Genomic DNA, 26379 nt, shown 5'->3' on the forward strand with positions numbered 1-26379 from the left:
ATGCTTATCCAGTATACAGCATTTTCAACGCACGTTTCATTACCGAATCCGCAGAATCTTCCGGGAACACCTCATGCTTGAGCATCTGCCAGATCCGATCCAGTTCGGTTTCCGTATATCCAAGCGCCTTCAAACCTTCACGTACTTCCGGCCACACTTCTCCCGATGAGACAGAAGACGAATCAATCGGTGCAAATAATCCTGTAGCAATAATGGAGCCACCAATTCCATCCAACTTGTCCTTCAAATCCAGAATCATACGCTGTGCCGTCTTCTTCCCTATTCCCGGCAGCTTGGTCAAAAATGTAATATTCTCCTGATAAATAGCTGCAATGACACCTTCCGGGCTACCACCACTCAAAATCCCCAGTGCCACTCGTGGACCAATACCAGATACTTCAATCAACTTACGAAACAATTTCTGCTCATCTCTGGTCGAAAATCCAAACAGTTGAATCGCATCTTCACGAACGTGATGATGGATATACACCATCACTTCACCGTTATTTTTAGCAATCGCATATGGATTCGGGCAAAAGACACGGTACCCTACTCCATTCACATCCATCACAACATATTCATTTTCCATATGAACTACAGGTCCGCGCAGAAAATCAATCATTTTTTCAATACCTCATTTAGTTTGGAATTCAAAACATAAGAATGTGCATGACATACAGCAACAGCTAGTGCATCCGCAACATCATCCGGCTTAGGAATCTTTTGCAAATTCAAAAACATCCGTATCATTTCCTGTACCTGACGCTTCTCTGCTTTACCGTAACCGACAATCGCCTGCTTCACCTGCATTGGTGTATATTCAGCAATAGGTAAACCCTTTTGCGCCGCTGCCAAAATTGCTACACCACGCGCCTGACTGACTGACATCGCTGTCGTCACATTCCGGCTAAAAAATAACTTCTCAAAAGCAACCATCTGCGGCTCATATTTTTCAATCAGCTGCACCATACCTTCATACACATGTACAAGACGATCTTCATCCGGCGTATGCGCCTCAGTTTGAATGCAACCATACTGCACTGGCGTCAGCTTACTACCATTTTTATCAATAAAACCGAAACCGACAATCGCAATTCCGGGGTCAATTCCCATAATACGCAAAACCATCTCTCCCCTATAATCATCCGTGTCCTTTACATATTCGCCTACGATCTTCAGCTTCACTTACTCTAGTTTCAATTCATAATAATGAACGTACATATCCCAATCTGCTTGTCTTCTATCATAAGCGAAATAAGCGAACATATGTATCATTTTTTTATTATATCAGAAAGTTTGACTATCGGGCTATGTTGCTTTGTTTAATGATCTGAATTTTATTTGCTACATCCTAATGAATAAAATTAAAACACAAAAAAACCACTATTCCTAAAGAATAGTGGTTTTTGGTATCGGGATGACACGATTTGAACATGCGACCCCCTGGTCCCAAACCAGGTGCTCTACCAAGCTGAGCTACATCCCGATATATGCCGGTGAAGGGACTCGAACCCCCACGGTTTCCCTCACGATTTTGAGTCGCGCGCGTCTGCCAATTCCGCCACACCGGCAAGTGTGAAGATATGAAAATAATGGCGCGCCCTAAGAGATTCGAACTCCTGACCTTTTGATTCGTAGTCAAACGCTCTATCCAGCTGAGCTAAGGGCGCAAATGGAGCGGACGACGGGAATCGAACCCGCGACCCTCGCCTTGGCAAGGCGATGCTCTACCGCTGAGCCACGTCCGCATTTTGCTTGTACTTCTCAGTCCATTTCCGCTTTTCGTTCGAAAACCAAAAGTGAAAATGGCGGAACCGACGGGATTTGAACCCGCGATCTCCTGCGTGACAGGCAGGCATGTTAACCCCTACACCACGGTTCCATCATTGCGGGGACAGGATTTGAACCTGTGACCTTCGGGTTATGAGCCCGACGAGCTACCGGACTGCTCCACCCCGCGTCGTTGAAAAAGAAAATCTAGATGGTGGAGACTGAGGGGATCGAACCCCCGACCCTCTGCTTGTAAGGCAGATGCTCTCCCAGCTGAGCTAAGTCTCCATCTCATGACCCGTAGGGGATTCGAACCCCTGTTACCTCCGTGAAAGGGAGGTGTCTTAACCCCTTGACCAACGGGCCTTACTTATAAACATCCTACATCATGTTAACATGTATTTCACAAACAGACAACCTGATCTTTACATATTAAATATATAGTATATTCAAATCTTTCTGGCGGAGAGAGAGGGATTCGAACCCTCGAGACGCTTGTGACGCCTACACGATTTCCAATCGTGCTCCTTCGGCCAACTCGGACACCTCTCCATATGGCTCCCCGAACAGGACTCGAACCTGTGACAACTCGATTAACAGTCGAGTGCTCTACCAACTGAGCTATCAGGGAATAGTCGCCACTCTCTAGAGTGGCTAGTCTTGCTGTTTCGCTTGGCAACGTCCTACTCTCCCAGGACCCTGCGGTCCAAGTACCATCGGCGCTGGAGGGCTTAACGGTCGTGTTCGGGATGGGTACGTGTGGAACCCCTCCGCCATCATCACCAAACGTGCAGATGTGTTCATCACCTGAAAACTGAATCCGAAACGATCCATCGCGTGTCTAGAATCTTGGATAAGCCCTCGACCGATTAGTATTGGTCAGCTCCATGCATTGCTGCACTTCCACCCCCAACCTATCAACCTCGTCGTCTTCAAGGGGTCTTACTAAACTTGGGAAATCTCATCTTGAGGGGGGCTTCACGCTTAGATGCTTTCAGCGCTTATCCCGTCCGCACGTAGCTACCCAGCGATGCTCCTGGCGGAACAACTGGTACACCAGCGGTGCGTCCATCCCGGTCCTCTCGTACTAAGGACAGCTCCTCTCAAATTTCCTACGCCCACGACAGATAGGGACCGAACTGTCTCACGACGTTCTGAACCCAGCTCGCGTACCGCTTTAATGGGCGAACAGCCCAACCCTTGGGACCTACTTCAGCCCCAGGATGCGATGAGCCGACATCGAGGTGCCAAACCTCCCCGTCGATGTGGACTCTTGGGGGAGATAAGCCTGTTATCCCCAGGGTAGCTTTTATCCGTTGAGCGATGGCCCTTCCATGCGGTACCACCGGATCACTAAGCCCGACTTTCGTCCCTGCTCGACGTGTAGGTCTCGCAGTCAAGCTCCCTTTTGCCTTTGCACTCTTCGAATGATTTCCAACCATTCTGAGGGAACCTTAGGGCGCCTCCGTTACATTTTAGGAGGCGACCGCCCCAGTCAAACTGCCCACCTGACACGGTCCCCGTACCGGATCACGGTACTAGGTTAGAACTCAGATGCGATCAGGGTGGTATCCCAACGGCGCCTCCAAGGAAGCTTGCGCTCCCTCTTCCTAGGCTCCCACCTATCCTGTACAAATCGCACCCCAGTTCAATATCAAGCTGCAGTAAAGCTCCATGGGGTCTTTCCGTCTTGTCGCGGGTAACCTGCATCTTCACAGGTATTAAAATTTCACCGGATCTCTCGTTGAGACAGCGCCCAAATCGTTACGCCATTCGTGCGGGTCAGAATTTACCTGACAAGGAATTTCGCGCTACTTAGGACCGTTATAGTTACGGCCGCCGTTTACTGGGGCTTCGGTTCATAGCTTCGCCCGAAGACTAACCACTCCCCTTAACCTTCCAGCACCGGGCAGGCGTCAGCCCGTATACTTCGCCTTGCGGCTTCGCACAGACCTGTGTTTTTGCTAAACAGTCGCTTGGGCCTTTTCACTGCGGCCCCCTCGTGCTATTCACACTACCGGGGCACCCCTTCTCCCGAAGTTACGGGGTCATTTTGCCGAGTTCCTTAACGAGAGTTCTTCCGCGCGCCTTAGAATTCTCTTCTCACCTACCTGTGTCGGTTTGCGGTACGGGCACCTGCTTCCTGGCTAGAGGCTTTTCTTGGCAGTGTGAGATCATGACCTTCGCTACTATAAGTTTCGCTCCCCATCACAGCTTGACCTTGGAGTGTGCGGATTTACCTACACACAAGTCTCACTGCTTAGACAGGCATCCATCAGCCTGCGTCACTACCCTCCTGCGTCACCCCGTTGCTCATAGCGGCTTTCGGTGGTACAGGAATTTCAACCTGTTGTCCGTCGACTACGCCTTTCGGCCTCGCCTTAGGTCCCGACTTACCCTGAGAGGACGAGCCTTCCTCAGGAACCCTTAGGTTTTCGGCGGATCAGATTCTCACTGATCTTTTCGTTACTCATACCGGCATTCTCACTTGAATGATGTCCAGCGCTCCTTGCGGTACACCTTCAATCCTCATTCAACGCTCCCCTACCCCTGATGCGAATGCATCAAGCCATAGCTTCGGTGGTGTGTTTAGCCCCGTTACATTTTCGGCGCAGAGTCACTCGACCAGTGAGCTATTACGCACTCTTTCAATGGTGGCTGCTTCTAAGCCAACATCCTGGTTGTCTGGGCAACTCCACATCCTTTCCCACTTAACACACACTTCGGGACCTTAGCTGATGGTCTGGGCTGTTTCCCTTTCGACAATGGACCTTAGCACCCACTGTCTGACTCCCGGAATAAAGTCTGCGGCATTCGGAGTTTGACTGAACTTGGTAACCCTTGCGGGCCCCGCATCCAATCAGTGCTCTACCTCCGCGACTCATCTTCCGAGGCTAGCCCTAAAGCTATTTCGGGGAGAACCAGCTATCTCCGGGTTCGATTGGAATTTCTCCGCTACCCCCACCTCATCCCCGCACTTTTCAACGTGCGTGGGTTCGGACCTCCAGTACGTGTTACCGTACCTTCATCCTGGACAGGGGTAGATCACCCGGTTTCGGGTCTACGTCCACGTACTCATGTCGCCCTATTCAGACTCGCTTTCGCTGCGGCTCCGGCTTCTCACCTTAACCTTGCACGGGAACGTAACTCGCCGGTTCATTCTACAAAAGGCACGCCATCACCCCTAAAACGGGCTCTGACTTGTTGTAAGCACACGGTTTCAGGTTCTATTTCACTCCCCTTCCGGGGTCCTTTTCACCTTTCCCTCACGGTACTGCTTCACTATCGGTCGCTAGGGAGTATTTAGCCTTACCAGATGGTCCTGGCAGATTCATACGGGGTTTCACGTGCCCCGCACTACTCGGGATCCGTCTCGGAGGGAATATACTTTCAATTACAGGGCTTTCACCTTCTACGGCGGGCCGTTCCAGACCTCTTCATCTACCATATTCCTTTGTCACTCCAAAGAGACGTCCCACAACCCCAAGAAGCAAGCTTCTTGGTTTAGGCTGTTCCGCGTTCGCTCGCCGCTACTGACGGAATCACTCTTGTTTTCTCTTCCTGAGGGTACTTAGATGTTTCAGTTCCCCTCGTCTGCCTCTACACATCCTATGTATTCAGATGTGAGTCACTGGAGATGAATCCAGTGAGGTTTCCCCATTCGGACATCCCCGGATCAATGCTTGCTTACAGCTCCCCGAGGCCTTATCGTTGTTCGCCACGTCCTTCGTCGGCTCCTAGCGCCTAGGCATCCACCGTGTGCTCTTACTAGCTTAACCTAGTTGGTGGTCTTCTTAGAAAAGAAGAACCTATCTTACTCTTCGTTACCGAATCCTGTTTACACAGTGTTCAGTAAGAACAGTCTTCTAAAACGCGATGTTTCGTTTCGGTATCCAGTTTTCAAGGATCAACTTGAAAGAGTAGTTGCTCTTTCAAAACTGACAACGAGTGAGTGTCGATCCACATGGGACCCGCGTCTGGTTTCCCAAACGACTTCGATTTGAATGTCTTCGTTGCAGAAGACGATTCTCCATAGAAAGGAGGTGATCCAGCCGCACCTTCCGATACGGCTACCTTGTTACGACTTCACCCCAATCATCTACCCCACCTTCGGCGGCTGGCTCCTTGCGGTTACCCCACCGACTTCGGGTGTTGCAAACTCTCGTGGTGTGACGGGCGGTGTGTACAAGACCCGGGAACGTATTCACCGCGGCATGCTGATCCGCGATTACTAGCAATTCCGACTTCATGCAGGCGAGTTGCAGCCTGCAATCCGAACTGAGACCGGCTTTTTAGGATTCGCTCCACCTCGCGGCTTCGCCTCCCGTTGTACCGGCCATTGTAGTACGTGTGTAGCCCAGGTCATAAGGGGCATGATGATTTGACGTCATCCCCACCTTCCTCCGGTTTGTCACCGGCAGTCTGCTTAGAGTGCCCACCATCATGTGCTGGCAACTAAGCATAAGGGTTGCGCTCGTTGCGGGACTTAACCCAACATCTCACGACACGAGCTGACGACAACCATGCACCACCTGTCTGGAATGTTCCGAAGAAAAGGTACATCTCTGTACCGGTCATTCCGATGTCAAGACCTGGTAAGGTTCTTCGCGTTGCTTCGAATTAAACCACATACTCCACTGCTTGTGCGGGTCCCCGTCAATTCCTTTGAGTTTCAGTCTTGCGACCGTACTCCCCAGGCGGAATGCTTAATGTGTTAACTTCGGCACCAAGGGTATCGAAACCCCTAACACCTAGCATTCATCGTTTACGGCGTGGACTACCAGGGTATCTAATCCTGTTTGCTCCCCACGCTTTCGCGCCTCAGCGTCAGTTACAGCCCAGAGAGTCGCCTTCGCCACTGGTGTTCCTCCACATCTCTACGCATTTCACCGCTACACGTGGAATTCCACTCTCCTCTTCTGCACTCAAGTCACCCAGTTTCCGATGCGACCCGAAGTTGAGCTTCGGGATTAAACACCAGACTTACATGACCGCCTGCGCGCGCTTTACGCCCAATAATTCCGGACAACGCTTGCCCCCTACGTATTACCGCGGCTGCTGGCACGTAGTTAGCCGGGGCTTTCTTCTCAGGTACCGTCACTTCTCTAGCAGTTACTCTAGAAAACGTTCTTCCCTGGCAACAGAGCTTTACGATCCGAAAACCTTCATCACTCACGCGGCGTTGCTCCGTCAGGCTTTCGCCCATTGCGGAAGATTCCCTACTGCTGCCTCCCGTAGGAGTCTGGGCCGTGTCTCAGTCCCAGTGTGGCCGATCACCCTCTCAGGTCGGCTACGCATCGTCGCCTTGGTGAGCCGTTACCCCACCAACTAGCTAATGCGCCGCAGGCCCATCCTTCAGTGACAGATTGCTCCGTCTTTCGTTCGTCGTCCATGCAGACATCGAACGTATCCGGTATTAGCTACCGTTTCCGGTAGTTATCCCAGGCTAAAGGGCAGGTTGCCTACGTGTTACTCACCCGTCCGCCGCTAAGTCTCAAGAAAGCAAGCTTTCTATTAACTCCGCTCGACTTGCATGTATTAGGCACGCCGCCAGCGTTCGTCCTGAGCCAGGATCAAACTCTCCATAAAAGTGTTTGACTTGCTCAATTCTTGCTGGCGAGAACATTGCTGTTCTCTATTGTTTGAAGAACCTAAGTTCTTCACTCACTCGTTGTTCAGTTTTCAAAGATCAAGCTCTTTCGTATGCCGTTGTATCTCTCAGCAGCAACTTCTATATCTTATCATTTTAACACTTTCTTGTCAACAACTTTTTTTGAAGAACTTTTGATCAATCTTAGTTCATTTCATTTATAAAGTTGTTGGATAAGTATGCACAAAATGTGCTATATACTTAATGGATTCAAAAGTGTTTTGTATCACGTCTCCGTGACAACTTTTATAATATATCATGTATCTAGCGTATTAGCAAGCATTTTCTTTTATAATTTTCCGAAACGTATTTTATTGAATTATTACTACACTTTTCTATTGTATCTTTAGCATTCTAATCATTAGATTAACAACAAACTTGATACGTTACAGCTGATTGATTTTTTATACATGCTATAGGCATATATTCATCCTGCAAAGATATTTTAATATCGAAAATCATAGAATATTGTGGTAAGGATAACTGTGCAAGCAAGTATTTGATTGTATGTTCTCTATATTAAGATAATCTTTTAACAGCTTTCACTGTAGCTTTATAGCTTTCATTCAGCATAGCTTTCTTTCGATCAAACTGTATTAAGCTATAATAAAGAAATTTATATACATCTGTATCAGGTTGTATAGCAGTTGAGTAGTATCGTGTTTGCAAAAATATGCTTAAAGATATTACATATGTACATAAAAAATGTACATAAAAAATCCCCTTTGGCATTTAGTGTTGATCTCATATTTGAAGAGAGATCTTTGTACTGTCTGCTTTGAGGGGACTTATTTTGTATACTTGTCTTGATTTTTAGACGCAACATAGAACCAATGTATTAGGCATTTTAAGTTTATTGCTGTTATAGATACTGAATTCAATCAAAGATTGGTACTGAGTAAGAATTGTATAGTCTCTATTATTAACTATTAACCCACACCATTAAGAAACCAGTAGGTTGCAAGGGTATTTGGTTCTTGGTTCTTGGTTCTTGGTTCTTGGTTCTTGGTTCTTGGTTCTTGGTTCTTGGGTTACAGCTGTATTGTATTGGTTAGCTGTTGGCTTGGGTCAGGTTTTATTCATAGCATGGGTAGGAACCTAGAATTCGGACCTGGCAGCCAAGTGCCTGGATTTCTTCCATTGCGGCGTTGAGCAGGACGGAGTTCTGTGCTGCCATTACGTCGATATAAAAGTAATAGTTACCTAGCTTTTTCTTGGTTGGACGGGATTCGATGCGGGACAGGTTTAGTTTGCGCCACGAGAAGGCGGCAAGTACTTGATGCAGTGCACCGGCAAAGTCTTCGGATAGTGTAATTAGCATACTTGTTTTGACATGATCCGCATCGCGCTTGACTTGAATCGGGCGATTGCCGATTAGAACGAAACGAGTATGGTTATTATCGTGATCGGTAACACGTTCAACGAGTATATCCAGCCCGTACTTTTGCGCACCTAGAGATGTACCAATCGCTGCGAGTCCTTGATCTGGATTCTGGCTGACCATTTGTACGGCTTCCGCAGTACTACCTACATGTTCCAATTCGGCTTCTGGCAATTCGCGGCGGATGAACTGGTGACATTGTGCCATCGCAACCGGGTGGGACAGTACTTTGCGAATGCGGCTATATTCTGGTTGACCGTCTGCTCCCGTAATCTCGGAACGACGTCCGATCAAGTTCTGAATCGATGGATATACCCACTCCAATTGCATTGGAATATCGACTTCATGAACAAGCCAATCCATATGAAGACTTACGGAGCCTTCGATTGTATTTTCGATCGGAATTACGCTATAGTCTGTTTTGCCCTGCACAGTTGACAGGAAAACATCGGCGATCATTTTGTGATGGGTAATCTCTATCGGTACATCGCCCATAATATGCAGCAAGGCTTCATGAGACACAGAACCGGACGGTAAGGCTGCTATACGAATCATAAACGAACTTCTCCTTTGACAGTATCCATAAATGAATAGGTTTCGGTGTCGTAATAGTATATAACGCCTTCTGTAACGGGTTCAAGCCACAATGTGCTCGCACTGATACCTTGAGCTTGCATCGTATCGGTCAAATATTGTGCCAGTTGTTGCTTTTGCGTAGAGTTGCGATCTACTAATGCGATCATCGTTGGCCCTGCTCCACTCAATGCGATTCCTAGTGCCCCGTGAGACACTCCTTCATCCAGTATTTGCTCCATACCTGGAATCAGTGCCGCGCGATAAGGCTGGTGCAAACGATCTTTCATCGCATCGCCTATCAGATCAAGACGATCGGAAGATAATGCGGCAACCAGCAGCGAGCTACGACTGATATTGTAAACGGCATCTGCTACTGACAATTGCGATGGTAATACTTCACGGGCTTTGGTGGTGGATAATTGGAAGTCAGGGATGACAACTAGCGCTTGTAAATCAACTGGTGGCGTAATGCGGATACAGTTCGCTTGCTCTCCGTTCCATGTTGCCGCGACAATACCACCATATAGAGAGGCACCGACATTATCGGGATGCTTTTCAAAAGCAGTTGCCATATTGAGCAATTCTTCATCAGGCAATGCATGACCGGTTAGCGCATTGGCAGCAGCTAACGCCCCGATTAACGCAGAAGCACTGCTACCAAGCCCGCGCGTCAATGGAATATCAGAATACATAGTGATATCCAGCTCAGGAATTGATATGCCTGCTTTGCGGAAAACGGATTGTGCCATTTTGTAGATCAGATTGCTTTTGTCAGTCGGAATGCCGTATAACTGATCGCCAAGCAGTGTAATATTGGTTTGTTCTGCTTCACGCATTTCGATCCATGAGTACAGACCGAGCGCCATGCCAAGCGTATCAAAACCCGGACCAAGGTTGGCGGTACTGGCAGGGATAGCGACACGTACTGCATTTCGGCGTTCATATACTTTGAGGGAAGGCTGATTATTCATCGTTGCATTACTCCTTTAACATCCATGCATGTTGATGGGTATATATGGAACAAAGCCGGTTTGACTGGTAGGTTAGGCACGTATGCCAACAGCAGTCGACCGGCTATTTTTTAAATTTGGTTATGTGGAAACAGACAACATTGCTGTTGTATTAAATATCTTCGACGCGATAGACGCTTTTGATCCGTTGAATAACGTCCAACTTTTCAAAATGCTGAAGTACTCTGTTAAAGCTCGCTTTGCTCGCGCGGTGAGTAATAATTACAATCTCCGCATCTGGATTTGTCTCACTTGGCTGTTGAACGACCGATGCCAGGCTGACTTCGTATTCGGCAAATACTTGAGTAATCTGCGCAAGTACACCTGCTTTATCATCGACGTGCAGCAAGATGAAGTTTTTGTAAAAGACATCTTCATCTGCCAGCAGCTTCTTCTCCTTATATGGCACAATCGCCTTGAGACCGTTAACGCCCAGCTTCAGGTTTTTGATCACAGCAATTAGGTCAGCAACAATAGAAGTAGCCGTTGGCAATTCGCCAGCACCGGCGCCATAGAACATGGTCTCCCCTACCGCTTCGCCATGAACGAATACGGCGTTGAATACACCATTGACCGAAGCGAGCGGATGGGTTTGTTTCACCATGGTTGGCTGTACGTTGATCGTAATATGATCATTCTGGCTTGAGGCGATACCAAGCAGCTTCATTTCATAGCCCAGGTTTTTGGCATACGCGATATCTTCGCGTGTAATCGAGGAAATGCCCTGCACTTCAACGTCACTCAGATCGACATTCGTACGGAACCCGAGCGTGCCGAGAATTGCCATTTTGCGTGCAGCATCCAATCCTTCAACATCACTGGTCGGATCGGATTCGGCATAGCCCAATTCCTGCGCTTCTTTGAGCACATCTTGATAAGAGACACCTTCCTGACTCATTTTGCTCAAAATATAGTTGGTCGTTCCGTTCACAATCCCCATGATTTTGACAATTCGGTCGGAAGAGAAGCCTTCGATCAATGTACGGATGATTGGAATTCCGCCCGCTACACTCGCCTCGTAAAATACATCGCACTGCTTTTCCTGCGCCTTTGCCAGAATTTCAGACCCGTGCAGCGCCATCAGATCTTTGTTCGCGGTAACGACATGCTTGCCGCGTTCCAGGGCTTCCAGAATGTACGATTTGGTCTGATCGATGCCGCCCATCACTTCGACGATCACATCAATCTCAGGATCACGGATGACTTCCCACGGATCAATAGTCAGTTTGGATGGATCGATCTCGATGCTACGCGCCTTGTCTGCACTGCGAACAGCGATCTTTTCAATAATAATCGGTGAACCGACCTGGCTACTAAGATCCTGTTGATTGCCCTCCAATATGCGCACTACTCCAGTACCGACGGTACCTAATCCTAACAAGCCAACTTTTACTGGTTTCATGTCGTACTCCTCCTCCTAGAACTTTCGTTATGCTCTCTAGTCTGATCTACTAGTATGATGATAGTACAGTGCAGATGAATTCTATGACAGATCAGCATGTCCATTGTCTGGATCACCCTTGACCGATAATATGGATATGCCGTACACCCGGAACATTCTGCATATCTTCAATCATGACATCCAAATCCTGTGTTAAACGTGTCGTCTCTACTGACAGAACGACATTCGCGCGTCCTTGCAATGGAATGCTTTGATGAATTGTCAGTACATTGCCGCCGTATTCTGCCATCAGTCCAAGCACATGCGACAAAATGCCGGAACGATGATCCAGATCAAAGGATACGGTAATGATTCGATCTTTTTCGAGTCGATTCAGTGGATGAATGCCGTCCTTGTATTTGTAAAATGCGCTCCGACTCAAGCCTACCTTCTCTACCGCTTCGTTAATCGTGCGTGTATCACCCGAAGCAAGCAGCTCCTTGACACGCATCGTTTTCAAAACAGCTTCCGGCAAAATGTCTTCCCGTACAAGATAATACTTCTCTTTCACAACGTCCTCTCCTTAAAGACTCGTGTTTTCATATAGTGGACATTATAAAGTAACCGTCTATGTCAGGCAACCACTTTTTCCATGAGAAGGCTTACATGAGCTGTAAAAGATAGAGGATTGTTATGATGCATTGATAGTTCGTGCACAAGAGCTAAGAAAAGCTGTGACCTATAATTCGTCAACAGTTGTCCATATGATAGGAGAACAGCTGTATTATAGGATTCGGACGATTCAAACGACAGCTCCATACAGCGATATAACAAAAACCTTTCCCGAGATAGAAACAGGAAAGGTTTGAAGTCAAACGAGCAATAGATTAGAGAAGTAAGATGACAATTCACTGGATCTCACTAGATCTAATTAGATCATTGCTGTTGTATCCGTGCTGCTGAAGAAGCAGAATGTCGATCATTACGCCGAAATGATGGAATCTCCAAATTGGTTCCGATTCGCCATAACCATTCGAATGGACCGTATTTGAAATATTTTAACCAATACGTAGCGAAGATCATCTGAGCGATGAAAAATAGTAAGGAGCCTGCAAATATGCGTCCATATGGCATTACATCCACCCAGCCAATATAACCAAACACCCCTTCGCCTGTAGCGGTAAATACAGAGACATAGATAAGGGATTGTAGCAAATAGCAACTGAATGCCATTCGACCAATCGGACCAAACAAGGACAGAACGCGACTTGCCCACCCTCCGCGATAGCCGATCCATACAATACAGAATATAGCGCTAATCGTTACAGCTACATAGGCAAAAGGGTAAAATTGTGCAATTGTCGATACCCATGGTGCAGTATAGCCGAATGAATTGGCTATTTTGCCTGCCAATCCAACAAGCAATAGTACAGCACCTACAATCGCAAAGCGACCTGGAAAACGAGCAATCTGTTGAAAGATGCCTTTACGATACGCATACATGCCGAATAGGAAAAAAGGTAAATGTTGAATCGCCAGTTGCCATTCGGACATCATTAAAAACCAATTTGGATGTTCATACCATTGTTGCAAGGAAGGCATGCTGCCAGACAATTGAGAAAGTAACCAGAACGGCCATGACGATGGATCGTAAGAAAGCCAATTCCTTTCACTTAGCCATGCCTGTAAACCGGGCGTCCAATCTTGCAATGTTGATGATGTTAATAGCAGTAATACAATACCTGTACTCAGCAAAAGCAGTGGTGACATCCACAAAAATGCTAACAGCATCAATCCATCCAGTGCATACATAAACAAAATATCACCGCTCCAGATCATATACAGATGCACACTGCCGATGAGCAGTAGCGTTAGCATCCGGCGTAGTAATGTCCAGTATGGCTGTCGATCTCGCCGCCGCGCACTATCGTAAATGAGCAGCATACTCATCCCGAACATAAAGGAAAACAAGGTACGACTGCTATCGCCCAGCACAATATGTACGAGCAGATACATCCAGCCTCCCGGTGTGCCGTCTGTGGCTGATGCTCCACTCAGCGCAACCAGGTTACATAAAAAGATAGATAGCAATGCTACCCCACGCATTTGATCCAATACTTCAATTCGTGCACCATCGCCTGACAGCGTTGGTTGCCGATAAACGAATACACCCATATGATCCTCCCCGACCGGTAACTATAACAACAAGCCCGGCTTTTTCATGTGACGTTATTATCATACTGGCATATGCCACCGCATTGTTTGCTGCAATACTTCAATTTCAACACAATATTGTTATGAATCAGATTGTAAAACGAACATTTCTGTCATTTGCAACCGTATTTGGACACATGCCGTGTGAATACATATAGTTGTTGCAATATAGAAGGAGCTTAACTATGTAAAGGAATTGGGGACGGGGAATGTTTATGCTCATTTGGGTGTAGCGTATATATTTGTCATCATTGGCTGTTGGAACGGGCAAAAAAGACCTTACTTCCGGACATTTGATCCCGAACGTAAGGTCTGCTGCATAATGTATGAATGAATATCTGATCAAACGTTGATTAATAGTAGCTACTGCCTTCAACGAATTCGAATTCTAGCTCGCCAATGCGTACAGGTGTACCGTCTTTGGCTCCACGTTTACGCAGTTCGTCGTCGACGCCCATATGACGGAGTGTACGACCGAGCTTGAGAATCGCATCTTCCGTATTCAGCTGCATGCGCTTCATGATATTTTCGATCTTTTTGCTCTCGACAACAAAGGTATCGTTCTCGCGGTGGATTGTAAAGCCATCGTCCTCTTCTTTTTCGAGACGATATACTTTACGTTCTGCTACTTCTTGAACTTCCTCAACTGCTACGACTTCTGGCATTTGATCCAGTTGGTCAGCTGCTTTGTACAGCAACTCCTGAATCCCTTGACGAGTCAACGAGGAGATCGGGATAATCTGGATATCAGGATGCGCTTCTTGTACCTGACGTGTGAATTCCGGCAGATTCTCCTGTGCTTCTTCCATATCCATTTTGTTGGCTGCTACGATTTGTGGACGGTTTGCCAGCTCCGGGTTGTACAGCTTCAATTCTTCATTGATCTTTTTCCAATCGTCAAACGGTTCGCGACCTTCTGAGCCGGATACATCCACAACGTGGATGATGACGCGTGTACGTTCAACGTGACGTAGGAACTCGTGTCCCAGACCGATACCTTCGTGCGCGCCTTCGATCAGACCCGGCAGATCCGCCATAACGAAGCTACGATCATCACCAACAGCAACGACGCCCAGATTCGGTGTAATAGTTGTAAAATGGTATGCACCGATCTTCGGTTCAGCTGCGGATACAACCGACAACAGCGTCGATTTGCCGACACTTGGGAAACCGACCAGACCGACATCTGCCATGACTTTCAGTTCCAGAACAATATTGCGTTCCTGTCCTTCTTCCCCATTTTCCGCCAGATAAGGCGCCGGGTTAGCTGGTGTAGAGAAACGACTATTTCCGCGTCCACCACGTCCGCCTTTGGCAACGACAATCTCCTGATTGTGGCGCGTCAGGTCAGCCAGAATTTCTTCGCTATCTGCATCAATAATAATCGTTCCCGGTGGAATCCGTACGATCATATCTTCAGCGCCAGCACCGTGCTGGTTTTTGGTACGTCCTTTTTCGCCGCGTTGGCCTTTAAAGTGACGTTGGTAACGGAAGTCCATCAGCGTACGCAAACCTTCATCTACACGAAAAATAACGTCGCCACCGCGTCCGCCATCACCGCCAGCAGGACCTCCGTTTGGCACGTATTTCTCACGACGGAAAGAGATTGTACCATTACCTCCGTCGCCGCCCTTTACATAAATCTTCGCTTTATCTACAAACATGTGTGCACCTCTATTTTCAAATTACTTGTCTTCCTGATTCTCCAAAGCAATCAGTGGAGAAATGTGCAGTGTAATGGATGCCGGGTCTTCTTCCAGCCGGGAACTAACAATGCCTGTTGATTGTACAGACGATTGAACATCCAGCCATAATCCTTCCGCATCGGGGTAGTTCTCATCAGGCTCGAAAATACATTCAAGCTCCTGTTCTTCGCTCCGAATCATAATGAGCAGTGTGGGGCACTCACCCCAGGACGATCCTCCATGCTGTGCATACGCGGAGATCGTCTGCTGCATGACTCGGGTCAATTCCTCACACTGCTGTGGCGTAAGCCCTGCGGCAAGGGAAATCCCATCTTCGATCTCCAGTTCCAACTGCATATCGCGTTGAATCGCTTTAAACGTTTGCAAGTAAAAAACCAGCTCAGGGACACCAAGCTTGGCTACGCGGCTCTCGGCTACCATCTGTTCCTTGATTCGCTCGATGTTCTCAATCAATCGCTCCCGATTCCCCATCTGGATGTATCCGTATAACAGCTGCAAATCATTCATCCAGTCATGACGATGGTGACTAAATGCTTCAATGGCTGTTGCATAGACATCCTCATTTTGTTTGTCCGGTAACGAAAAAGCGATGCGATCAATTCTGCGTTGTTCTTCCATCTCACCGTATACCATTTTCAAACTGAGTATATACACGACAGCAATCCACAGTCCAAGCAAAATGAATATCGGAATCGTATGAATACGGTATGCTGCAACCAAAGGTAAAATGATCGTTCCGGCAAGCACAGCCGGACGCCAGCCAAAATGCTTCATCGGTTCTCTCCAATCCTTACATGGCTTTTGAACAACATTAAGTATACCATAAACCATCATTGCGCCAACGACCCAATAACGATTGACTGGAAAAAATTAGCGAACCGATGGATAAGCTGTAGGTGTTGTGATGATGGATCGGAACGATACGAACTGGAATCACACAAAAAGCCTTCCATAAAATAGAATAAGCCCCCGGCACGAACAGTACCGGAGGCTTATTCATCCTGTCGTAAGACCGGATTATTGTTCGATTGCTGCTGCTACTGGAGCAACGTCAACCGGGTAGACGCTCACTTTTTTGCGGTCGCGGCCCCAACGTTCGAATTTCACGACGCCGTCAACTTTTGCAAACAGTGTATCGTCTTTACCGATGCCCACGTTTGTGCCTGGGTGAATTTTTGTACCGCGTTGACGATACAGGATGTTACCACCAAGTACGAACTGACCATCTGCACGTTTTGCACCAAGACGTTTGGAGTGGGAATCACGACCGTTCTTTGTGGAACCTACACCCTTCTTGGAAGCGAACAATTGCAAATTAAGCTTCAACATGTTTGTCTACCTCCTTTTTACGTTAATGTGACTTGCTTTATTTTGATATACTCACCGTAAGACTCTTCAATACTAACCAGCATGACCTGCATGGATTCCAGTAACAATTGGATCTTGTCGAGCGGGCTGTCTTCCGGAAGATCCGGTAAACGGGCGCTCAAAAATCCGTCTTTCATCTTTGCTTTCATTTCGACACCGGTCAGAGTTTCAATTGAGTTCACTGTACCTACCGTAATGGCAGATACTGCTGCACATACAATATCTTCTCCTGGATCGGCATAGCCGGCATGACCGCGAGAGGAAAAACCATGAATTGTACCATCTTCATGCCGTTCCATACGCACGATAATCAATTACCGCACCTTCTTATGCTTGGATTTTCTCGATAGTCACTTTAGTATATGGTTGGCGATGACCTTGTTTTTTGTGGTAGTTCTTTTTCGGTTTGTATTTGTAAACTACAACCTTTTGGCCTTTACCGTGTTTTTCAACTTTCGCTGTTACAGTAGCGCCTTCTACCAGTGGCAGACCTGTTGTCAGACCGTTCTCTTTGGATACAGCCAGAACACGGTCAAAAGTTACGCTGTCGCCGTCATTAGCATCCAGCTTTTCGATGAACAATACGTCGCCCTCTTGCACTTTGTATTGTTTACCACCTGTTTCGATAATTGCGTACATTTCCTTGCACCTCCTCATGTCTCAGACTCGCCTGATTCAGGTGTTATGCCAAAGCATAAGCTTAGGACCATACCAGAGCGGTTACAGCATGTGAGGGAGTTATATCCGACACATACCAAATGATTGTAGCACAGCGTGAAACAGAAATCAATCCTTAATCCAAGATGCAATTCTGCCGGTGCCGTGGCAGACGGAACAGGTCTGAAAAGCAAAGCTGATCGTTTCTTCACGCGCCTTTTTGCGGGTTAATTCCAGCAGCCCGAGTCGTGTCCAGCCGACGATATGCGTTTTGGTGCGATCCTGAAGCAATACTTGTTCCAGTGCGTCCACAACAGCATGGCGGCTTGATTCGTGATCCATGTCAATAAAGTCAATAATAATAATTCCACCGGTATCGCGAAGGCGAAGCAACCGTGCAATAGATTGTGCTGCTAGGATATTCGTATGAGTGACTGTTTCTTCCAGCGTAGCACCGCCGGTGAATTTGCCTGTATTGACATCAATGACAGTCAACGCCTCAGTCTGATCCCAGACAATATAACTGCCGCCCTCCAACCATATTTTACGCTGAAAATCATGATGCAATCGTTCCTCGACTCCAAGATGGGCGAAGATTGGCTCACGTTCCCGGTAGATCTCTACCACAGGCTGGATATCAGCAGATGATATACGCTGCAAAAATGATTCCGCTACAGCTGCGCATTGTGGATCATCGGTAATAAAACGATCCGCTTCTGGATGAAATACGTCGCGGATCATTCGCTCCACTAAGCCGAGATCGCGATGCAACTCCGCTGGCGGACGCTGACGTTCTGCTTCCGCTTCAATCCGATGCCAGATGTGACGCAGGTTGAGCATATCGTTTTCGATTGCTTCGTCTTGCTCGCCCTCGGCAACGGTACGAAGAATAACCCCTTCTTCGTTATCGCGCAGACGCTCCCCAAGATGTCGTAGCCGGTTCCGTTCCTGCTCGGTGCTCACCTTTTTGGAGACGGCGATGTAATCAGCATACGGCATATAAACGAGCCAGCGACCGGGTAACGAATAGTGAGTAGTCAACTTGGCACCCTTGCTGCCGGAAGGCTCCTTAGTCACCTGTACAATCAATTCCTGACCGGGATGCAGCAGATCAGCGATATTCGGTTTTACTCTAGGCTGCTTATCCATATGCGGATGCAGCACATCATCAATATACAAAAATCCATTCTTTTTCTGACCAATATCCACAAAGGCTGCCTGAATACCGGGCAGCACATTCATTACTTTTCCTTTGTAAAAGTTGCCGGCAATTCCCTTGACGGCTGAACGCTCAGAAGCAAATTCAACCAGTTGGCCTTCATCAAGCAACGCCATCCGCGTTTCCTTCGGATCACAGCTTACTATCATTTGCTTCATCGGGATATTTCACCTCTGTTGGTTTCGGGCGATGGCAACATGCAAAAGACGCCCTTTACCCCTAGACGCAGCGTTTCGGCAAAATGTTTCAGCAGACACGGGCGTAGAGAATGCCTGCAATGAAAACGATATTCGACGGATGAACTGTCTACACATAGACACTTCGAGATGCTCATATTCAAACTGGCGCTACATCGTATTATAGAATAAGTATGTCGGGATCGATGCACAACAAAACAGCCGGCATGATGACCATGCCGGTTGTTCTGTAGCTGTATTCTCTTAATCTACTTCGTACTTTTCTTGATAAATTTTGATACTCAATACGAGACCAATACTGAACATATTGAGGATCAGGGATGTACCGCCATAACTGATAAACGGAAGCGTAATCCCGGTAATCGGCATCAAACCGATCATCATGCCGACATTTTCAAAAATCTGAAAGACGAACATGCTGACTACGCCGACAATAATATAGGAACCCCGCCTGTCATAACACTGCAAGGCGATGAGTATCATTCGATAGATCAATAAAAAGTAGAACAGCAGCAGTACCGATGCACCGATAAAGCCAAACTCCTCGCCGATGACGACAAAGATCGAATCGGAATACGGATACGGAACGAATTTGTTGTTTTTCAACTGGCCCTGCATGTATCCATCGCCGAACAGCCCCCCGGAGCCGACTGCGATCTTCGCATAGCTGGATTGATGCTTGGCATCATCAGATGCCTGCGTCGGATCAATAAATGTGTTAATCCGCTCATACCAGTGAAATTTGTTGTTCTGATACAGATAATCATGAATCTGCTGGTTAAAGGTCGTAAACAGCACGATAACAAGCACAAGTGCACCAATAATCGTTGTCAAACCGATAATGACATGCGTGTATTTGGTATTCCCAATCCACAACATGCCGACCAGAATAATCAAATAAATGATGGCGTTACCCAGATCCGGCTGAATCAGCACGAGAACAAACGGCAGAAAAACGACCAGCGCGGTCGGTAGCAAATCCGTACGAAACCGCAACGGATCCCCTTCCCGTTTGCCGAGCAAATACGCGGTCGTCAACACGACAACAATCTTCACAATCTCCGCCGGCTGAATCTGGAAGCCCGGCAGATTGTACCAGGACTTGGCGCCGTTGATCTCAGCACCAAATGGATACAGCAGCAACAGCGATACGATACCAAATGCGTACAGATACCAGTGTTTGCGAAGCAGAATCCGGTAATCAAACAAACTGACAGCAAACATAATCACAAAACCAATGCCGTAGAAAACGATTGTACGTATGTCGTACCCAGCAAATTTCGGGTCCGGTGCAATCGCACTACGCACCAGCAATGTACTGAACACCATAAATACGCCGAGCAGGGTTACAATCCCCCAGTCCAGCTTTTTGAACTTGTTAAGCAAAATCCATCAACCCATTCCAAAAAACTTCTTAAAGCGAGAAAATGCACTTTTTTTCTGATCCATGGGCATGAGTGGAACCGTATCTCCCAAAATGCGGCGGGCAATATTACGGTACGCAATAGCTGCTTTGGAGTCAGGATTCATTACGGTCGGTTCACCTGAATTAGCGGCTTTGATGACCATTTCGTCATCGGGTACAACACCAAGCAGATCAATATTAAGCACTTGCAGCACTTCGTCGATATCCAGCATATCGCCGGATTTAACCATACTATGGCGAATCCGGTTCACGATTAACTTTGGTGAAGCAATATGTGAATTTTCCAACAGACCGATTACGCGGTCGGCATCGCGGACGGATGCATTTTCCGGTGTGGTCATGACGATCGCCTGATCAGCACCAGCAATAGCATTTTTGAAGCCTTGCTCAATACCGGCTGGACAATCGATCAAAATGTATTCAAAATCCTTTTTGAGTTCTTCGATGATTTCTTTCACTTGCTCTGGCGACACGGCATTTTTGTCTTTGGTCTGTGCGGCAGGCAGCATGTACAGCTCGTCAAAACGTTTATCTTTGACCAGCGCCTGGTTGAGCCGGCAGCGACCATCGGCTACGTCACACAGGTCATAAATGATGCGGTTTTCCAGGCCCATCACGACATCCAGATTGCGCAGACCGATATCGGTATCGACCAGACAGACCTTTTTGCCGAGAAGCGCGAGCGCGGTACCTATATTTGCGGAAGTGGTTGTCTTTCCAACTCCGCCTTTCCCTGAAGTGACGACAATAGCCTCTCCCATGTACTACACCCCTTTGAACACATTAAAATCCCGGCCAAGCCGGGCCATATTCGCCATCTTGTCAATTTTCATAATGCCATCCTGCAAATAGGCAAACTCCATATGAGATTCGCGGTTTTCACCCTCATCCGGTGGACGGCTGATCAGCTCGGCAATACGCAATTGGGTCGGCGAGAAAAATGAAGCCGCGATAACCGCATCCTCATTGCCGTTAATACCGGCATGCGCCATACCACGCAGCGCTCCGAGAATATAAATATCATCGGTACTCATAATCGTGCCACCTGCGTTCACATCGCCAAGCAATAGCACTGGTCCTTCGTGATGCAGAACCTGTCCGGAACGAACCATACCGGTTATGATGTGCACCCGGTTACGGTCATACGGAATGACTTCCGGTTCCACTTCAACAGGTTCTTCAAACGAACGGACAAGCAAATTGCCCTTCTGGCTCAAAATATCAAGCAGCGTGTCTTTCTGTTCTTCGGTCATCTGCCGCTCGCCAGTACGAATATCGACATGCACTAGCGGTCCGGTCAGAATGTTCTGGTGCGTATGCTCCAGCTTGAAGCGCAAATCGGCAACCAGATCTTCAAAATCACATGTATCGTCAAACTGGAATGTTAATCCGTCTTTAATCCCTTTTATCGTTACGAATCGTGAAGCCCTTACAGCCATTCATCGTTCACCCCCACCCTACTATCAGTTCGTGCTGATGGCGGGAATTCCTGCCTGAGCGGTAAATTAAGCACACCTGCGACGTATCGCCACATGTGTGTACACGAGACGTATTCATTCCTCTTCGGCAGCACGTTTGCGCAGCTTGGCGACCTTTTCCAGTTGACGACGTACGGGAATAAAGATCAGTAGCGCAAAGATAAAGTGCAGCAGCAAGTTTGGGAAAATATAATGCCCGAGTGCCCAGGCGTAAGGTTCACGCGTCAGTCCGAACACCAGATAGATTCCGTACAACAGGTGATCCAGCAGCAGGCTACCGATCAGCACAACAGTCATCATTAGCGGATACGGTGCGCGTGGCGACTGGAACAGCAGACCTAGCACGTATGCAGACAAGCCCATCGCAAACGAATATGCACCAATCATATCTCCGTAAAATACGACATCATGCAGCAGTCCAAAAATCAGACCAAGCGCCAATGCCGTATGACGATGATAATAAATCGATACGAACAAAATCAAAATATACGTCAGATGTGGAATCAGTCTGCCGTGCATTGCATCAGGAATGAGCCATGGCACGATGGTGCTTTCCCAAACGAAGACGAGAAATAACAGCAGCAGCAATACGATGCGGCGCACCATTATTCCTGTGTCTCCTTCGTATAAACTACGAATACTTCTTTCCAGTCTTTGAAATCAGCGGATGGATCGATCGTTGCCGTGTTAGTCAGACCGAAGTCACCGACTTGACGACTGATTACTTTACCGATGATCATGCCTTTCGGGAACAGACCGCCACTACCAGAGGATACGATCGTATCGCCTTTGGCAAGTGGATCGTTTTCCTTGATCTGCGTCATCGTCAGCATGCCTGTTGCTTTGTCATAACTCTCCACCATACCGAATGTTTCGTTCTCTTTGCCGACTGCCGTCGCTGCAATCGCTTTGGAGTTCGGATCAAGTGGATCAAGGGTCGTCAACAGTTTGACAGTCGCATGATAATTGCTCGTCTGACTCACAATTCCGACCATACCTTGCATCGAAATGACAGGCATGTCTTTGCGTACGCCGTCCTTGCTACCTAGATCGATGACGACTGTACCTGTATCCTCATCGTTATCCACACTTGTAACATTGGCAATATGCAAATCAAAATCATTTTGTGCCAGCTGGTTTTGCGTAAACTTCAGCTGATCTTTGTAGCGTTCATTTTCTTGTACCAAACTATTGTAGTTCGCCTGCTGCATCATGTACTGAGCAGCAACAATTTTCAATTGTTGGTTTTCTTCGTGCAATTTATCCAGATCGCCGATATCTTCAAAGAAGCCCGCTATGTAAGAAGCGGGCTTGTAAAATACACCTTGCACAAAACCGACCGTATCCCGGGCGAATTTCTCCGGCCAGGATATGGAACTGCGGTTGGTCAACGTATATCCCATTAACGCGATGAAGAGAATCAGTCCTACTAGCAGGATAAACAGTTTCTTGTTACCCAGCAGCTTAAACAGTTTCAACACCCTCTTAATTAACGGTTATTCTGTCCCTGGTAAGGGGTTGACCATAATGGCCGTAAATTAACGTTTCGAACGGACGGCCGAGCTGCTGCGTGTTTTGAACAGATGAATGTTTTCCAGCGCTTTGCCTGTACCGATAGCAACACAATCCAGCGGGTTCTCAGCAACGATGACTGGCATTCCTGTTTCACCAGCCAGCAGTTTGTCGAGGTTGCGAAGCAGTGCTCCACCACCGGTCAACACGATGCCACGATCCATAATGTCAGCTGCCAGTTCTGGCGGACATTTTTCCAGTGTGACTTTGACCGCTTCCACAATCGCACTTACCGTATCGGACAGCGCTTCGGAAATTTCGTCGGATGTGATGGTCAGTGTTTTTGGCAGACCGGTTACGAGGTCACGACCACGGATTTCCATCGTTTCTACTTTTTCAAATGGAATCGCGGAACCGATATCCATTTTCAGTTGTTCCGATGTGCGCTCACCGATCATCAGGTTGTACTGACGTTTGATGTACTGGATAATCGCTTCGTCCATTTCATCACCAGCTACACGTACGGAACGGCTTGTTACGATACCACCAAGCGAAATGACAGCTACTTCGGTTGTACCGCCACCGATATCAACGACCATACTGCCTGTCGGTTCCCAAACGGGAAGGTCAGCACCAATCGCTGCTGCAAATGGCTCTTCAATCGTGTACGCCTCACGCGCACCTGCTTGTTTGGTTGCATCTTCAACTGCACGTTGTTCAACAGCGGTAATACCGGATGGTACACAAACCATCACGTTTGGATGCTGCGGGAACATGGAGCGCTGCTTTTGCGCCTGACGGATAAAGTATTTGATCATCGTTGCCGTCGTGTCAAAATCGGCGATAACGCCGTCTTTCATCGGACGAATCGCACGGATATTACCCGGTGTACGACCGATCATTTTTTTGGCGGATTCACCGACAGCCTCGATTGTATTCGTATCGGTACGGATTGCCACGACAGAAGGTTCTCTCACGACAATGCCTTTTCCTCTTACATATACCAGTGTATTCGCTGTTCCTAGGTCAATGCCCAGATCTTTCGTAAAGCTCCCAAACATAACTTTTAACTCCCTTTCCTCTGAATCTCGACTATTATATTACATCAGACCCTGTTCCTTCAAACTTACGAATCGTGTATCCCCGATCACGACATGATCCAGCACTTCGATTCCGATCAAATGACCCGCTTCTACCAATCTGCGCGTGAGCGAGATATCTTCCGGGCTTGGCGTTGGATCGCCGCTCGGATGGTTATGGGCACAGATGACCGACGCACTGCTGCATTTGATCGCAGCGCGGAATACTTCACGCGGATGCACGATGGACGCGTTCAGACTGCCCATCGATAACGTTTCCTGGGAAATAATCTGATTCTTCGTATTGAGAAACAGACATACAAAATGTTCTTTTTGCAAATAACGCATCTGCTCCATAAGCAGATCGGCTGCGTCCTTTGGACTGCGAATCGCGATTGCCTCATCTCGGCTCGTCCGCGTAATGCGACGACCTAATTCGATACCGGCTTTGATCTGAATCGCTTTGGCGGTGCCGATGCCACGAATCTCTGTCAATTCTTCAATACTCAAATCAACGAGCTGGCGGATATTACCCACCTGCTTCAAAATACGGGTTGCCAGATGAATGGCAGATTCGTCCCGTGTACCGGTACGCAGCAAAATTGCCAGCAACTCGGCATGGCTGAGCGCCTCTGCCCCATAATTCATCATCCGCTCGCGCGGACGATCCTCATGAGGAATATCACGCAACAGATATTGTGGCGCCTCCATGATGGTGTCCCCTTTTCTCTAACGAAATCAAGACTCAAACACCGAAATGCCGAATTGCTCCAGCATATCGCTTAGCAATGGCACAGGCAATCCAACAACGGTAAAATAACAACCTTCGATTCGATCCACCAAGGTGGAGCCGAGACCCTGAATCGCGTAAGCGCCCGCCTTGTCAGCAGGCTCTCCGCTGCGTACGTAAGACTGAATGCGTTCCGCCATGAGCGGCTTCATATGTACGACAGTCCGGCTGTATTGACTCAATGTACGACCACTGGCCGCATCGATACACACAATACCGGTATACACATTATGACTGCGTCCTTGCAGAGATTGCAGCATACGTTCCGCTTCCGCCTCATCACGGGGCTTGCCAAAAATGACGCCGTCCAATACTACAATCGTATCGCTACCAATGATCAGCGCATCGTGCCATTGGCTGAGCGCTTGTTCACGTACGGCTTGCGCCTTGCGTAGCGACAACTCAGTAACTACCTGTTCTGGTGTCCATTCCTGCGGTACCGTCTCGTCGGCATCGCTTGGCAAAATTTCAAATTGAAGCTGTAAAGAGGTCATCAATTCCTTTCTCCGTGGAGAAGCGGACGCCAGTACAATCGTGTGACGTGAATGTTCTCTACCCATAAGAAAGGCCCTCTCCTTATCCATATTCATTGTCATTCATCAGTGAGTACTTAAAGTTTGCGATATAACCAGATTGCAGCTACGACTCCAATCAGGCTAAGCAGACTCATTTTGAAATGAAGCTCAATCGTATAGCGGATAATGTTCAAATTCGCACTGGGAGACCAGTCAATCGTCGTCGATTTTGTCAGAAAAGACAATACCGCTACCGGTTCAAGCAATGTAGCGATCCACGAGCCGATGAGCCAGCCCAGCAGTAAAAATAAAATCAGTGTTCCAGCGTTCTTTTTCATACTGATATTCCCCTGCCTTTAATTTGACACCACATTATTATACGTTGATTCCAGCAGCAATACAAACAAAAAAGAAAGTGAGTGATTTTGAGATGCTGTACAGTGAAAAAAG

22 protein-coding genes, 10 tRNA genes, 3 rRNA genes and 1 other annotated feature are annotated in these 26379 nt (G+C 47.6%); all 35 genes read right to left on the reverse strand.

Annotation, left to right across the window (positions count from 1 at the left end; translation table 11 throughout):
• Positions 1 to 4 precede the first annotated feature (4 nt).
• The 35 genes from ruvA to ACDE64_RS18245 all read right to left on the reverse strand — a co-directional run bounded on the left by ruvA (position 5) and on the right by ACDE64_RS18245 (position 26267).
• Positions 5 to 622: a Holliday junction branch migration protein RuvA gene (gene ruvA / locus ACDE64_RS18075; RefSeq protein ID WP_411347769.1), complete on the reverse strand. Its 618-nt coding sequence runs from the start codon at positions 620 to 622 to the stop codon at positions 5 to 7.
• Positions 619 to 1122: a crossover junction endodeoxyribonuclease RuvC gene (gene ruvC, locus ACDE64_RS18080; RefSeq protein WP_411347770.1), complete on the reverse strand. Its 504-nt coding sequence runs from the start codon at positions 1120 to 1122 to the stop codon at positions 619 to 621. Before ruvC ends, ruvA begins: the two co-directional genes overlap by 4 nt.
• A gap of 290 nt (positions 1123 to 1412) precedes the next feature.
• Positions 1413 to 1486: transfer RNA gene (locus ACDE64_RS18085), tRNA-Pro, on the reverse strand.
• A 5-nt stretch (positions 1487 to 1491) separates the two neighbouring features.
• Positions 1492 to 1571, reverse strand: a tRNA-Leu gene (locus ACDE64_RS18090).
• A 22-nt stretch (positions 1572 to 1593) separates the two neighbouring features.
• A tRNA-Arg gene (locus ACDE64_RS18095) sits at positions 1594 to 1670 on the reverse strand.
• A gap of 3 nt (positions 1671 to 1673) precedes the next feature.
• Positions 1674 to 1748: transfer RNA gene (locus tag ACDE64_RS18100), tRNA-Gly, on the reverse strand.
• Positions 1749 to 1806: 58 nt separating this feature from the next.
• Positions 1807 to 1882, reverse strand: a tRNA-Asp gene (locus ACDE64_RS18105).
• Between the two features lie 4 nt (positions 1883 to 1886).
• Positions 1887 to 1960: transfer RNA gene (locus ACDE64_RS18110), tRNA-Met, on the reverse strand.
• Between the two features lie 22 nt (positions 1961 to 1982).
• Positions 1983 to 2058 (reverse strand) — tRNA-Val (locus ACDE64_RS18115).
• 6 nt (positions 2059 to 2064) lie between these two features.
• Positions 2065 to 2136 (reverse strand) — tRNA-Glu (locus ACDE64_RS18120).
• A gap of 94 nt (positions 2137 to 2230) precedes the next feature.
• Positions 2231 to 2322 (reverse strand) — tRNA-Ser (locus ACDE64_RS18125).
• A 3-nt stretch (positions 2323 to 2325) separates the two neighbouring features.
• Positions 2326 to 2401, reverse strand: a tRNA-Asn gene (locus ACDE64_RS18130).
• Positions 2402 to 2440: 39 nt separating this feature from the next.
• Positions 2441 to 2557, reverse strand: a 5S ribosomal RNA gene (rrf, locus tag ACDE64_RS18135).
• A gap of 62 nt (positions 2558 to 2619) precedes the next feature.
• Positions 2620 to 5549, reverse strand: a 23S ribosomal RNA gene (locus ACDE64_RS18140).
• 257 nt (positions 5550 to 5806) lie between these two features.
• Positions 5807 to 7359, reverse strand: a 16S ribosomal RNA gene (locus tag ACDE64_RS18145).
• Together the 16S, 23S and 5S rRNA genes with 10 tRNA genes alongside form the textbook arrangement of a ribosomal RNA operon.
• Positions 7360 to 8495: 1136 nt before the next feature.
• Positions 8496 to 9356, reverse strand: a complete 861-nt coding sequence (gene pheA, locus ACDE64_RS18150; RefSeq protein ID WP_411347771.1) for a prephenate dehydratase — start codon at positions 9354 to 9356, stop codon at positions 8496 to 8498.
• Positions 9353 to 10348 (reverse strand): homoserine kinase, encoded by a 996-nt coding sequence (thrB, locus tag ACDE64_RS18155; RefSeq protein WP_411347772.1) that lies wholly within the window; start codon positions 10346 to 10348, stop codon positions 9353 to 9355. The genes pheA and thrB overlap by 4 nt, the downstream gene beginning before the upstream one ends.
• A 151-nt stretch (positions 10349 to 10499) precedes the next feature.
• The gene (locus tag ACDE64_RS18160; protein ID WP_411347773.1) at positions 10500 to 11789 is read right to left on the reverse strand and encodes a homoserine dehydrogenase; all 1290 of its coding nucleotides are present in this window, start codon (positions 11787 to 11789) and stop codon (positions 10500 to 10502) included.
• Positions 11790 to 11901: 112 nt separating this feature from the next.
• Positions 11902 to 12339, reverse strand: coding sequence for an ACT domain-containing protein (locus tag ACDE64_RS18165; protein WP_367062841.1), 438 nt, complete (start codon positions 12337 to 12339; stop codon positions 11902 to 11904).
• A 365-nt stretch (positions 12340 to 12704) separates the two neighbouring features.
• On the reverse strand, positions 12705 to 13943 hold the full coding sequence (locus tag ACDE64_RS18170; RefSeq protein WP_411347774.1) for a DUF418 domain-containing protein: 1239 nt from the start codon (positions 13941 to 13943) through the stop codon (positions 12705 to 12707).
• Between the two features lie 392 nt (positions 13944 to 14335).
• Positions 14336 to 15646 carry a GTPase ObgE gene (gene obgE, locus ACDE64_RS18175; RefSeq protein ID WP_411343503.1) on the reverse strand — a complete coding sequence of 437 codons (1311 nt, stop codon included), beginning with the start codon at positions 15644 to 15646 and terminating at the stop codon, positions 14336 to 14338.
• Between the two features lie 21 nt (positions 15647 to 15667).
• Complete coding sequence (locus ACDE64_RS18180) at positions 15668 to 16462, reverse strand: Spo0B domain-containing protein (protein WP_411347775.1); 795 nt, start codon at positions 16460 to 16462, stop codon at positions 15668 to 15670.
• A 243-nt stretch (positions 16463 to 16705) separates the two neighbouring features.
• Positions 16706 to 17017: a 50S ribosomal protein L27 gene (gene rpmA, locus ACDE64_RS18185; protein ID WP_188777152.1), complete on the reverse strand. Its 312-nt coding sequence runs from the start codon at positions 17015 to 17017 to the stop codon at positions 16706 to 16708.
• Between the two features lie 17 nt (positions 17018 to 17034).
• On the reverse strand, positions 17035 to 17370 hold the full coding sequence (locus ACDE64_RS18190; RefSeq protein WP_411343505.1) for a ribosomal-processing cysteine protease Prp: 336 nt from the start codon (positions 17368 to 17370) through the stop codon (positions 17035 to 17037).
• A gap of 13 nt (positions 17371 to 17383) precedes the next feature.
• Complete coding sequence (gene rplU, locus ACDE64_RS18195; protein ID WP_411343506.1) at positions 17384 to 17695, reverse strand: 50S ribosomal protein L21; 312 nt, start codon at positions 17693 to 17695, stop codon at positions 17384 to 17386.
• 13 nt (positions 17696 to 17708) lie between these two features.
• Positions 17709 to 17788: a sequence feature (ribosomal protein L21 leader region), on the reverse strand.
• A gap of 54 nt (positions 17789 to 17842) precedes the next feature.
• Positions 17843 to 19090 carry an Rne/Rng family ribonuclease gene (locus tag ACDE64_RS18200; protein ID WP_411347776.1) on the reverse strand — a complete coding sequence of 416 codons (1248 nt, stop codon included), beginning with the start codon at positions 19088 to 19090 and terminating at the stop codon, positions 17843 to 17845.
• 282 nt (positions 19091 to 19372) lie between these two features.
• Positions 19373 to 20515, reverse strand: a complete 1143-nt coding sequence (locus ACDE64_RS18205; protein WP_411347777.1) for an FtsW/RodA/SpoVE family cell cycle protein — start codon at positions 20513 to 20515, stop codon at positions 19373 to 19375.
• Between the two features lie 6 nt (positions 20516 to 20521).
• The gene (gene minD / locus ACDE64_RS18210; RefSeq protein WP_411343509.1) at positions 20522 to 21316 is read right to left on the reverse strand and encodes a septum site-determining protein MinD; all 795 of its coding nucleotides are present in this window, start codon (positions 21314 to 21316) and stop codon (positions 20522 to 20524) included.
• A 3-nt stretch (positions 21317 to 21319) separates the two neighbouring features.
• Positions 21320 to 21994 (reverse strand): septum site-determining protein MinC, encoded by a 675-nt coding sequence (locus ACDE64_RS18215; RefSeq protein WP_411343510.1) that lies wholly within the window; start codon positions 21992 to 21994, stop codon positions 21320 to 21322.
• Positions 21995 to 22108: 114 nt separating this feature from the next.
• Positions 22109 to 22639: a rod shape-determining protein MreD gene (gene mreD / locus ACDE64_RS18220; RefSeq protein WP_411343511.1), complete on the reverse strand. Its 531-nt coding sequence runs from the start codon at positions 22637 to 22639 to the stop codon at positions 22109 to 22111.
• Positions 22639 to 23511 (reverse strand): rod shape-determining protein MreC, encoded by an 873-nt coding sequence (mreC, locus tag ACDE64_RS18225; protein WP_411343512.1) that lies wholly within the window; start codon positions 23509 to 23511, stop codon positions 22639 to 22641. The genes mreD and mreC overlap by 1 nt, the downstream gene beginning before the upstream one ends.
• A gap of 60 nt (positions 23512 to 23571) precedes the next feature.
• Positions 23572 to 24606 (reverse strand): rod shape-determining protein, encoded by a 1035-nt coding sequence (locus ACDE64_RS18230; RefSeq protein WP_411343513.1) that lies wholly within the window; start codon positions 24604 to 24606, stop codon positions 23572 to 23574.
• 39 nt (positions 24607 to 24645) lie between these two features.
• On the reverse strand, positions 24646 to 25335 hold the full coding sequence (gene radC, locus ACDE64_RS18235) for a RadC family protein (protein ID WP_411343514.1): 690 nt from the start codon (positions 25333 to 25335) through the stop codon (positions 24646 to 24648).
• 27 nt (positions 25336 to 25362) lie between these two features.
• Complete coding sequence (locus tag ACDE64_RS18240) at positions 25363 to 25974, reverse strand: Maf family protein (RefSeq protein ID WP_411347778.1); 612 nt, start codon at positions 25972 to 25974, stop codon at positions 25363 to 25365.
• A 50-nt stretch (positions 25975 to 26024) separates the two neighbouring features.
• Positions 26025 to 26267 carry a DUF4321 domain-containing protein gene (locus ACDE64_RS18245; RefSeq protein ID WP_411343516.1) on the reverse strand — a complete coding sequence of 81 codons (243 nt, stop codon included), beginning with the start codon at positions 26265 to 26267 and terminating at the stop codon, positions 26025 to 26027.
• Positions 26268 to 26379: the final 112 nt, after the last annotated feature.

The organism is Paenibacillus sp. WLX2291 (assembly GCF_046603665.1).
Classification (GTDB): Bacteria; Bacillota; Bacilli; order Paenibacillales; family Paenibacillaceae; genus Saccharibacillus.

Excerpts from the sequence above, each read along its gene's own strand:
- ruvA (WP_411347769.1), bottom strand. The coding sequence starts at position 622 with ATGATTGATTTTCTGCGCGGACCTGTAGTTCATATGGAAAATGAATAT.
- pheA (WP_411347771.1), bottom strand. The coding sequence starts at position 9,356 with ATGATTCGTATAGCAGCCTTACCGTCCGGTTCTGTGTCTCATGAAGCC.
- thrB (WP_411347772.1), bottom strand. The coding sequence starts at position 10,348 with ATGAATAATCAGCCTTCCCTCAAAGTATATGAACGCCGAAATGCAGTA.
- ACDE64_RS18160 (WP_411347773.1), bottom strand. The coding sequence starts at position 11,789 with ATGAAACCAGTAAAAGTTGGCTTGTTAGGATTAGGTACCGTCGGTACT.
- ACDE64_RS18170 (WP_411347774.1), bottom strand. The coding sequence starts at position 13,943 with ATGGGTGTATTCGTTTATCGGCAACCAACGCTGTCAGGCGATGGTGCA.
- obgE (WP_411343503.1), bottom strand. The coding sequence starts at position 15,646 with ATGTTTGTAGATAAAGCGAAGATTTATGTAAAGGGCGGCGACGGAGGT.
- ACDE64_RS18180 (WP_411347775.1), bottom strand. The coding sequence starts at position 16,462 with ATGAAGCATTTTGGCTGGCGTCCGGCTGTGCTTGCCGGAACGATCATT.
- rpmA (WP_188777152.1), bottom strand. The coding sequence starts at position 17,017 with ATGTTGAAGCTTAATTTGCAATTGTTCGCTTCCAAGAAGGGTGTAGGT.
- rplU (WP_411343506.1), bottom strand. The coding sequence starts at position 17,695 with ATGTACGCAATTATCGAAACAGGTGGTAAACAATACAAAGTGCAAGAG.
- ACDE64_RS18200 (WP_411347776.1), bottom strand. The coding sequence starts at position 19,090 with ATGAAGCAAATGATAGTAAGCTGTGATCCGAAGGAAACGCGGATGGCG.
- minD (WP_411343509.1), bottom strand. The coding sequence starts at position 21,316 with ATGGGAGAGGCTATTGTCGTCACTTCAGGGAAAGGCGGAGTTGGAAAG.
- ACDE64_RS18215 (WP_411343510.1), bottom strand. The coding sequence starts at position 21,994 with ATGGCTGTAAGGGCTTCACGATTCGTAACGATAAAAGGGATTAAAGAC.
- mreD (WP_411343511.1), bottom strand. The coding sequence starts at position 22,639 with ATGGTGCGCCGCATCGTATTGCTGCTGCTGTTATTTCTCGTCTTCGTT.
- ACDE64_RS18230 (WP_411343513.1), bottom strand. The coding sequence starts at position 24,606 with ATGTTTGGGAGCTTTACGAAAGATCTGGGCATTGACCTAGGAACAGCG.
- radC (WP_411343514.1), bottom strand. The coding sequence starts at position 25,335 with ATGGAGGCGCCACAATATCTGTTGCGTGATATTCCTCATGAGGATCGT.
- ACDE64_RS18240 (WP_411347778.1), bottom strand. The coding sequence starts at position 25,974 with ATGGGTAGAGAACATTCACGTCACACGATTGTACTGGCGTCCGCTTCT.
- ACDE64_RS18245 (WP_411343516.1), bottom strand. The coding sequence starts at position 26,267 with ATGAAAAAGAACGCTGGAACACTGATTTTATTTTTACTGCTGGGCTGG.